We start from the raw sequence: 6,871 nt of genomic DNA, 5'->3' as shown, positions 1-6,871 counted from the left end.
AGTTCCGGCAGGGCCGAAGGCCATTGGTTCGGCCCTTGCAGCCGCGTCCAGGCAGGAATGCCCGGCCCCTGTGGTATGGGTCGACGCTCGACGCCGATGTCGAGCTGTTCGCGCCAATCGGCCTTGCCCTTGGTCAGTTCGCCACCGGTGCGTGTGTAGCCGCGGAATTGCGGGGATTTGACCATTTCGATGGCCAGCTTGTCGGCTTCCGGCAAGGCAAAGAACCGACGCGAGGCGTCGAGCACCTCGTCGATCTCCACAGCCGAAATTCCATGCCCGCTGAGGTAGAAGAAGCCGACATCGCGGGCCGCCGTGCGCAGGTCGAACAGAAAGGTCCGACGCTCCGACGCCCCCTGTTCGAGACGGCTGAGATCGAGCACGGGTACAATCCTGGCCATGGTCAACCTCCTCTGCCTCGGCTTGGATCAGTCGCTACGGTGGCACGCGGGTCGTTGCGATCAAAGCAACGCCCGACCCAATCTCGACGCCAATGAACGAAAGTCAGCGCTGCGTTTGGCTGCCGGCAGGCAAATAACGTCCGAACCAAGGTTCCACGGCCCGTTGGCATTGGAGCCGCCGTGTCGCGCTTCCAGCCGACGCCGCCGATTTTCCCCTATCGGCCGAGGCTCAGAAATTCTCGACCCATGGCCTGAGTTCGAGCTCCGAACTCCAGGCGCTGCGATGCTGCCGATGGATTGCGAGATAGGTTTCGGCGATTGCGTCCGGAGACAGCCGGCGATCCTGCCGGTCGGATTCGCCGGCCTGTCCAGGCCCGTTCGGCGCGATCGCCCCGTCGATGATGAAATGCGCGACATGGATGTTTTTCGGGGCAAGTTCGCGGGCCATGGATTGCGCCAGTCCGCGCAGGCCGAACTTTGGCATGGCAAAGCCGGCCGAGCCCGCAAACCCCTTGACGCTCGCGGTGGCGCCTGTGAACAGGATCGAGCCGAAACCACGGGAAAGCAGCCGGCGCGCGGCCTGCTGGCCGACCAGGAACCCGCCATAGGCGCCGACCAGCAATGCCTGCCTGACCGCTTCGGGATCGAGGTCGGCTATCGATCCGCGGGTACGGCCGCTGGCGTTGAAAACCACAAGCGACAGCGGACCGGCTTTGTCGGCGACCTCGAACAGGTTTTCGACCGACGCGACATCCGCAACGTCCGTTTCGACCGCCAGCGCGCCGGTCTCGTCGACCAGCGTGCTCAGCTTCCCGAGGTTGCGGGCAGCCAGGACCACGCGAAAGCCCTCCTTGGTGAGAAGACGTGCAAGCGAGGCGCTCAGCCCCAGCCCTGCTCCTGCGATAACTGCCACGTCTGATGTCATGGAGCTTCTCCCTAACGGATTCTGGTGTGGTACGGATTCTAGTGCGGCGGATTGGCGATTCAGGCCCTACCATTCGTGTTTCTGAGGCAGACCGTCGGCCAGATCGTAAAAGTCGGATTTCGAGCCGACATAAATATGTTCGCTCAGGCGAAGGCCAGTCGGCCGTGCGTAGCTGCCGGACAGGTCGACGCCGATATGGGCGGGACGCGTGCGCACCAGCGTCGGGTCGACGTCGCCGTCGCCGAACTTTCAAATTCACGAGTTCGAGTGGTCTCTTGACCCCAGCCTCCGATGGATATACATCTCGCTCGACGTATATCCATCGGAGAGTGTGATGCAGGTCGCCAAGTGGGGTAACAGCCTCGCCATCCGTCTTCCTGCCGTTGTGGTCGAGGCTCTCGAACTTAGGGAAGGCGATGAGATCGAAGTCCACGTCGCCGACGCCCGACGATTAGGCGTCGCGCGCAAACCTGGGCGCGAGGAATTGCTGAAGCGGCTTCGCGCCTTCCGCGGTCGCCTTCCCGCCGATTTCAAGTTCGACCGGGATGAGGCGAATGCCCGGTAGTTTCTTCGACACCAATGTCCTTGTCTATATCGCGTCGGGCGATTCCGTGAAGGCCGACCAGGCGGAGACGGCCATTGCCGCTGGCGGCGCGATCAGCGTGCAAGTTCTCAATGAGTTCTCCAATGTCGCCCGCCGCAAGATGCGACTGTCGTGGATGGAGACCCACACGTTTCTGTCCGCGCTACGCGGCCTGCTGACTGTCCATCCCGTCACCATCGAGACGCACGAGACAGGGCTGGCGCTGGCCGAGCGTTACAGTTTTTCCATTTACGACGCCATGATCGCCGCCGCAGCGCTCCACGCTGGCTGCGACACATTGTGGTCAGAGGATATGCAACATGGGATGGCGCTCGACGAAGGGCTGCGTATCGCCAACCCGTTTCGGTCAAGTGCCTGAAAGAATGACCTCGGATTCTTTATTGGCCAGTCAGTAATAGTTCTCAGCGGCATACATCCTGCGCAGGCTTCCTCCCGAGAGTTCAAACGGGACAGCACCTAACCTGCACGGCGTCGGCAGTTCGAGCGCAGAGCGTAGCCGTCCAACGCCGCACCGATAGAGTTCTCTTCGCCGGACCTGCAAGAGATCGGCCGCGGCGACGGAACTGTGAAAGCGGAGCCTCAATTCGGTGACAGGGCGCATCAGTCATGGAGCTCCCTCGAGATCGCCGGGCCGACCGAAAAATCGCTGAATGTGACTTCGAAACCTTCACGTTGCGGCGAACAGCACATCATGCCGATATCGACTGTTTTCGAGGGCGGGAAATAGGCGAGCCGCACCGGCTTCCAGCGATGGTCGGAGGCATCAAGATACTGAACACGGATTGTCTCGGCATGGCGGGTCAGCCGGATCCTGACGCCGTCCGGACCAGCCGGGATGCTGACCAACGACCAGTCGGAAGCGTCATTGGTGACGACGACGGAAAAATATGCCAGCCCGTCGGTGAACTCGATGCCGGCCTTGACCCAGTGCGTCTCGCACAGCCGAACCATCAAACCAGCCTGATCATAGAGCACCTTGTAGTCCCCCTTGACGGTGACCTCGGCGCTGAAGTCGCCCTCGACCTGCTGGTAAAGGAGGTGGCCAGTGTCGCGCCAGAAGCCATAAAACGTCTCGCGCCAGAAATCGGTTTCCTTGCCGGTCCGCACATGCACGGAGCTGTCGCCGAAAGCGTGATGCGGTGGCGGGTTGAGCCAGGTCAGTTCTGCGTTCTGAGATGTCATCGACTTGCTCGCCTCTCCGGTTCGTGTTGCGCTATCGCCGCTCATGCGAAGAGGCCTACGATCTCATCCAGATCATTTGTAGCCGGCTTCAACTATTTTATTTCGGCGTTTGGTAAAGCTCCGTCGCGGCCTCCCTCAGCGCGCGCCGGCTGTCTGGCCTGAAATACATCATGTGGCCGCCTTCGAGCAGGTCGACGCGGATGGGCTTTGCGCCAGGAAGCGAAGGAACCTGGCCGACGAGATAGTGCGAGGCCAGATAGGGTGTCACCAGGTCGGTGTAGCCATTGACGATCAGAACGCCGAGGCCGGGGTTCAACGCGCGCGCCTGCTGAAGGTCATCCATCACGCCGACATAACCCTGACGCGTCGGGCCCGTCCCGTAATCCCAATTGCCGCTGACTTCACGGTTGAGAAGCCGATAGCTTAGATCGGTGCGGAATTTCAATTCCTCACGCACATAGCTGACAAAGGCGGAAGTGAGCGCCGGCACGCTTCGGTCGAGCACCGGATCAGGACCGCTGGCCCTTGGACTTTCCGGAGCAACATCTGCCGTTTCGATCGTGCCGTCATAGGCGCTGAGAACATTGCCCCTTGCCCGCGCAAACTCCTTGGCGAAGAGCGCGGTGGGAATGCGTGCAAAGTTTCGTTTGACGAGTTCGAGCGGCAGGCCGGTGATTTCGGCAACGCGCGGGCTCGCCAGGCGCCCACCCTGTTCGAGCCCGCTGGCAAGCGCGACGAGATAGTCGCCAAGAGCATAGCGTTCGACATCGGCCAACCGCTCCTGCAGCTCGGAACCGGTGACGCCTTCGCTGCGCAGGCGCACCGCTGCCAGCGACGGCAGTTCAAGCGCCCAGTGGAGCGGCTGGAACTCGTCGGGCCGCACGAGTGTGAATTCGAGCGCCGGCGAGATGAGCACGATGCCGCGAGGACTGATGCCGATATCATCCTGAAGCATCTTGGCAAGCAGTGCCGCCCGAAACCCACCATAGCTTTCGCCGGCAAGAAACACCGGCGACGCCGTGCGGCCCGCCTGTGCCAGATAGAGCCGGATGAAGGCTCCCATCGAGGCGGCGTCCTGGTTGACGCCCCAGAAGCTGCGTGCCTCGGTTCCGGGTGCTTCGCGGCTGTAACCCGTTCCGACGGGGTCGACAAAGACCAGGTCGGTCATATCGAGCCATGTGTTCGGGTTGTCCAAAAGCCTCTGCGGCGATGGCAGAAAACTTCCATTAGCCGCCGTCGCCATCACGCGTGGACCGAGCGCGCCGAGATGCAGATAGGCGGAAGCTGCTCCGGGACCACCGTTGAACACGAAAGTGATCGGGCGCTGGGGATCAGGTTCCCGGCTTGGCTCGGGACGTAGCGTGTAGGCGACATGAAAGATTTCCGCGGTGACGTCGCCCTTGCCCGATAGCAATGACAGTGTGCCGGCTTTTGCCTGATAGTTGAGCGTACGTCCCGCGATCACGATCGAATGATCGGATACCTGGGGCGGCGGAAGCAGCGACAGAACGCCACCCGAAGGCGACGGCCGCTCGGCCACTTCCGCATGGCCGGCTGGAAGGCCGCCAACCAGCAGCAGCATAGCGAGGGTGATTTCTAGCAGCTTGGTACGCATGACAACTCCGGAGCAGAACAACTGGAAGCTATCACGCTGATGGCTCAGCCGAAATCACAGGACCGTGCATGCCCCTCTTCGCTGCTGGAGGGACAGCGTGGTTTTCAACGCACGATCTTCACGCACATCGGCGTGCCGACATCGATAGATCGGCCGGTATCGGCCAGCCGCCCCGTGGCCGCGTCGCGTGCAAAAATCGAGATGCGATCGGTATTCTGGTTGGCAGAGAAGAGGTGGCGGCCCGAGGGCGTCAGCGCCAGATTGCGCGGCGTGGCGCCCCCGCACGACGCGTAGACGACGAGCGCGAGCGTGCCTGTCTGCTGATCGATAGAAAACACGGAGATACTGTCATGGCCGCGGTTGGAACCGTAGAGGAAGCGGCCGTCGGGCGAGATCTGAATGTCGGCGCAATGATTGCCGTCGCGCGCCTTTGCCGGCACGGTCGGCTTACTGTCGATCACGGTGAGCCTGCCTGACGCTTCGTCCAGCGCAAGCGAGACGACTGTGGAATCCAGTTCGTTCATGACGAACACGAAGCGCCCGCCCGGATGTAGCGCCACATGGCGCGGGCCGGCGCCGGGCGCAAGCGCCGACTCGGCCAGTCTGGTCAGGCTGCCGTCAGGCCCGATGCGGTAGGATACCAGCCGATCGATGCCGAGATCGGCGACAATTGCCACGCCGCCGGCAACCGTCTCGGCGACGCTGTGAGCATGGGGGCGTTCCTGACGAGTTGTATCGGTGCCCGTTCCGGCATGGGTTCGCGCGAAATTTCGCCTGTTCACGCTTGCAAGGCAATCCCATATGTGAAAAATCTATTCACAAAAGAAGATGACGCGAGGATAGATCATGCAATTCCTGTTCCACGGTTCGTCGGCACTGGCGATCGCGAAGGAGAGCTCGTGCTTTATTGCGAGCACCTGCAGACGGTGAAGTACCGCAAGCCGGCCGATTTCGCCGGCAAGACGGAGAAATAGGCAATGGCCGCCATTGCCGAATTGCCGCTGACCGGGCTCGTCGTCGTCGACATGAGCCAGTTCCTGTCCGGACCCTACTGCTCGCTGCGGCTGCTCGACCTCGGCGCCCGCGTCATCAAGATCGAGCGGCCGGATGGCGGTGACCTGTCGCGCCGGCTTTATCTCAGCGACACCGAGATCGGCGGCGATTCCACCATCTTCCATGCCATCAACCGGGCCAAGGAAAGTCTTGCCATCGACCTCAAGGACGCGGCCGACCTTGCGGCGCTGCGCGGCCTGCTGGCCAAGGCCGACGTGCTGATCCAGAATTTTCGGCCCGGCGTCATCGAGCGCTTGGGTCTCGATTACGAGGCGGTGCGCAAGATCAATCCGCGCCTGGTCTATGCCTCGATCAGCGGCTATGGTGAGGAAGGCCCCTGGGTCAAGCGGCCGGGGCAGGATCTGCTGGCGCAAGCCCGTTCCGGCGTGATGTGGCTGAACGGCGACGAGGACCAGGGTCCGGTGCCCTTCGGCCTGGCGATCGCCGACATGCTGGCGGGTTCGGCCGCCGCGCAAGGCATCCTCGCCGCACTGGTGCGGCGCGGCGTGACCGGCAAGGGCAGCCATGTCGAGACCAGCCTGCTCGAAGCGCTGGTCGACTTCCAGTTCGAGGTGCTGACCACGCATCTCAATGATGGGCGCCGGCTGCCGCGGCGGTCGAGCTTCCGCAGCGCGCACGCCTATCTGTCGGCGCCCTACGGCGTCTATCCGGCCAAGGACGGCTATCTGGCGATCGCCATGACGCCGATCTCGAAACTCGCCGATCTCCTCGGGCTCGAGGAACTCGCGCCCTACCGCGATCAGCCGTCGACCTGGTTCACTGCCCGCGACGAGATCAAGGCGATCATCGCGCAAAAGATCGCGACGAAAACGGTCGACAAGTGGCTTGCCATCCTCGAGCCTGCCGACATCTGGTGCGCCAAGGTTTTGACCTGGCCGGAAATGATGGCCAGCGAAGGCTTCCAGGTTCTCGACATGCTGCAGACGGTGACGCGCGAGGATGACGTCTCGATCCTCACCACGCGCTCGCCGCTCAGGGTCGACGGCATCCGCGCCAAGGTCGAGCGGGCCGCGCCACGCATCGGCGAGCACAGCGCAAAAATCCGCGCGGAGTTCGGGCTGTGAGCGACGTCA

9 protein-coding genes and 1 pseudogene are annotated in these 6,871 nt (G+C 62.6%); 4 read left to right on the top strand and 6 right to left on the bottom strand.

Translation table 11 applies throughout. The features are described 5' to 3' along the window. From EOA78_RS04020 to EOA78_RS04010, 3 genes are all read right to left on the bottom strand, one after another. A partial coding sequence (locus tag EOA78_RS04020; protein ID WP_164783635.1) for a 2-oxoglutarate and iron-dependent oxygenase domain-containing protein occupies positions 1-398 on the bottom strand: 398 nt, incomplete at its 3' end. Between the two features lie 229 nt (positions 399-627). Then, on the bottom strand, positions 628-1,323 hold the full coding sequence (locus tag EOA78_RS04015; RefSeq protein WP_127313966.1) for an SDR family NAD(P)-dependent oxidoreductase: 696 nt from the start codon (positions 1,321-1,323) through the stop codon (positions 628-630). Between the two features lie 66 nt (positions 1,324-1,389). Then, on the bottom strand, positions 1,390-1,539 hold the full coding sequence (locus EOA78_RS04010) for a hypothetical protein (protein WP_245477382.1): 150 nt from the start codon (positions 1,537-1,539) through the stop codon (positions 1,390-1,392). A gap of 118 nt (positions 1,540-1,657) precedes the next feature. Here EOA78_RS04010 and EOA78_RS04005 point away from each other — a divergent pair, with 118 nt between their 5' ends. After that, positions 1,658-1,888, top strand: coding sequence for an AbrB/MazE/SpoVT family DNA-binding domain-containing protein (locus EOA78_RS04005; protein ID WP_127313965.1), 231 nt, complete (start codon positions 1,658-1,660; stop codon positions 1,886-1,888). Beyond that, a complete protein-coding gene (locus EOA78_RS04000; RefSeq protein WP_127313964.1) occupies positions 1,878-2,285 on the top strand; it encodes a PIN domain-containing protein in 408 nt (135 codons plus the stop codon). Before EOA78_RS04005 ends, EOA78_RS04000 begins: the two co-directional genes overlap by 11 nt. A gap of 242 nt (positions 2,286-2,527) precedes the next feature. Here the strand turns inward: EOA78_RS04000 and EOA78_RS03995 are convergent, their stop codons facing one another. From EOA78_RS03995 to EOA78_RS03985, 3 genes are all read right to left on the bottom strand, one after another. Next, positions 2,528-3,109, bottom strand: coding sequence for a DUF1349 domain-containing protein (locus EOA78_RS03995; protein ID WP_127313963.1), 582 nt, complete (start codon positions 3,107-3,109; stop codon positions 2,528-2,530). A 97-nt stretch (positions 3,110-3,206) separates the two neighbouring features. Further along, a complete protein-coding gene (locus tag EOA78_RS03990; RefSeq protein ID WP_127313962.1) occupies positions 3,207-4,724 on the bottom strand; it encodes a peptidase S10 in 1,518 nt (505 codons plus the stop codon). Between the two features lie 104 nt (positions 4,725-4,828). After that, complete coding sequence (locus tag EOA78_RS03985) at positions 4,829-5,506, bottom strand: lactonase family protein (RefSeq protein ID WP_245477381.1); 678 nt, start codon at positions 5,504-5,506, stop codon at positions 4,829-4,831. Positions 5,507-5,611: 105 nt separating this feature from the next. On the opposite strand from EOA78_RS03985, the pseudogene EOA78_RS03980 reads away from it, so the two are divergent. Beyond that, a pseudogene (locus tag EOA78_RS03980) lies at positions 5,612-5,698 on the top strand (amine oxidase); the annotation flags it as partial. Between the two features lie 3 nt (positions 5,699-5,701). Continuing rightward, the gene (locus EOA78_RS03975) at positions 5,702-6,862 is read left to right on the top strand and encodes a CaiB/BaiF CoA-transferase family protein (RefSeq protein ID WP_127313960.1); all 1,161 of its coding nucleotides are present in this window, start codon (positions 5,702-5,704) and stop codon (positions 6,860-6,862) included. Positions 6,863-6,871: the final 9 nt, after the last annotated feature.

This window comes from Mesorhizobium sp. M5C.F.Cr.IN.023.01.1.1 (genome assembly GCF_003997585.1).
GTDB lineage: Bacteria > Pseudomonadota > Alphaproteobacteria > Rhizobiales > Rhizobiaceae > Mesorhizobium > Mesorhizobium wenxiniae.
The sequence above is the reverse complement of the archived record's forward strand: the minus strand, read 5'-3'. Positions and strand labels throughout refer to the sequence as shown.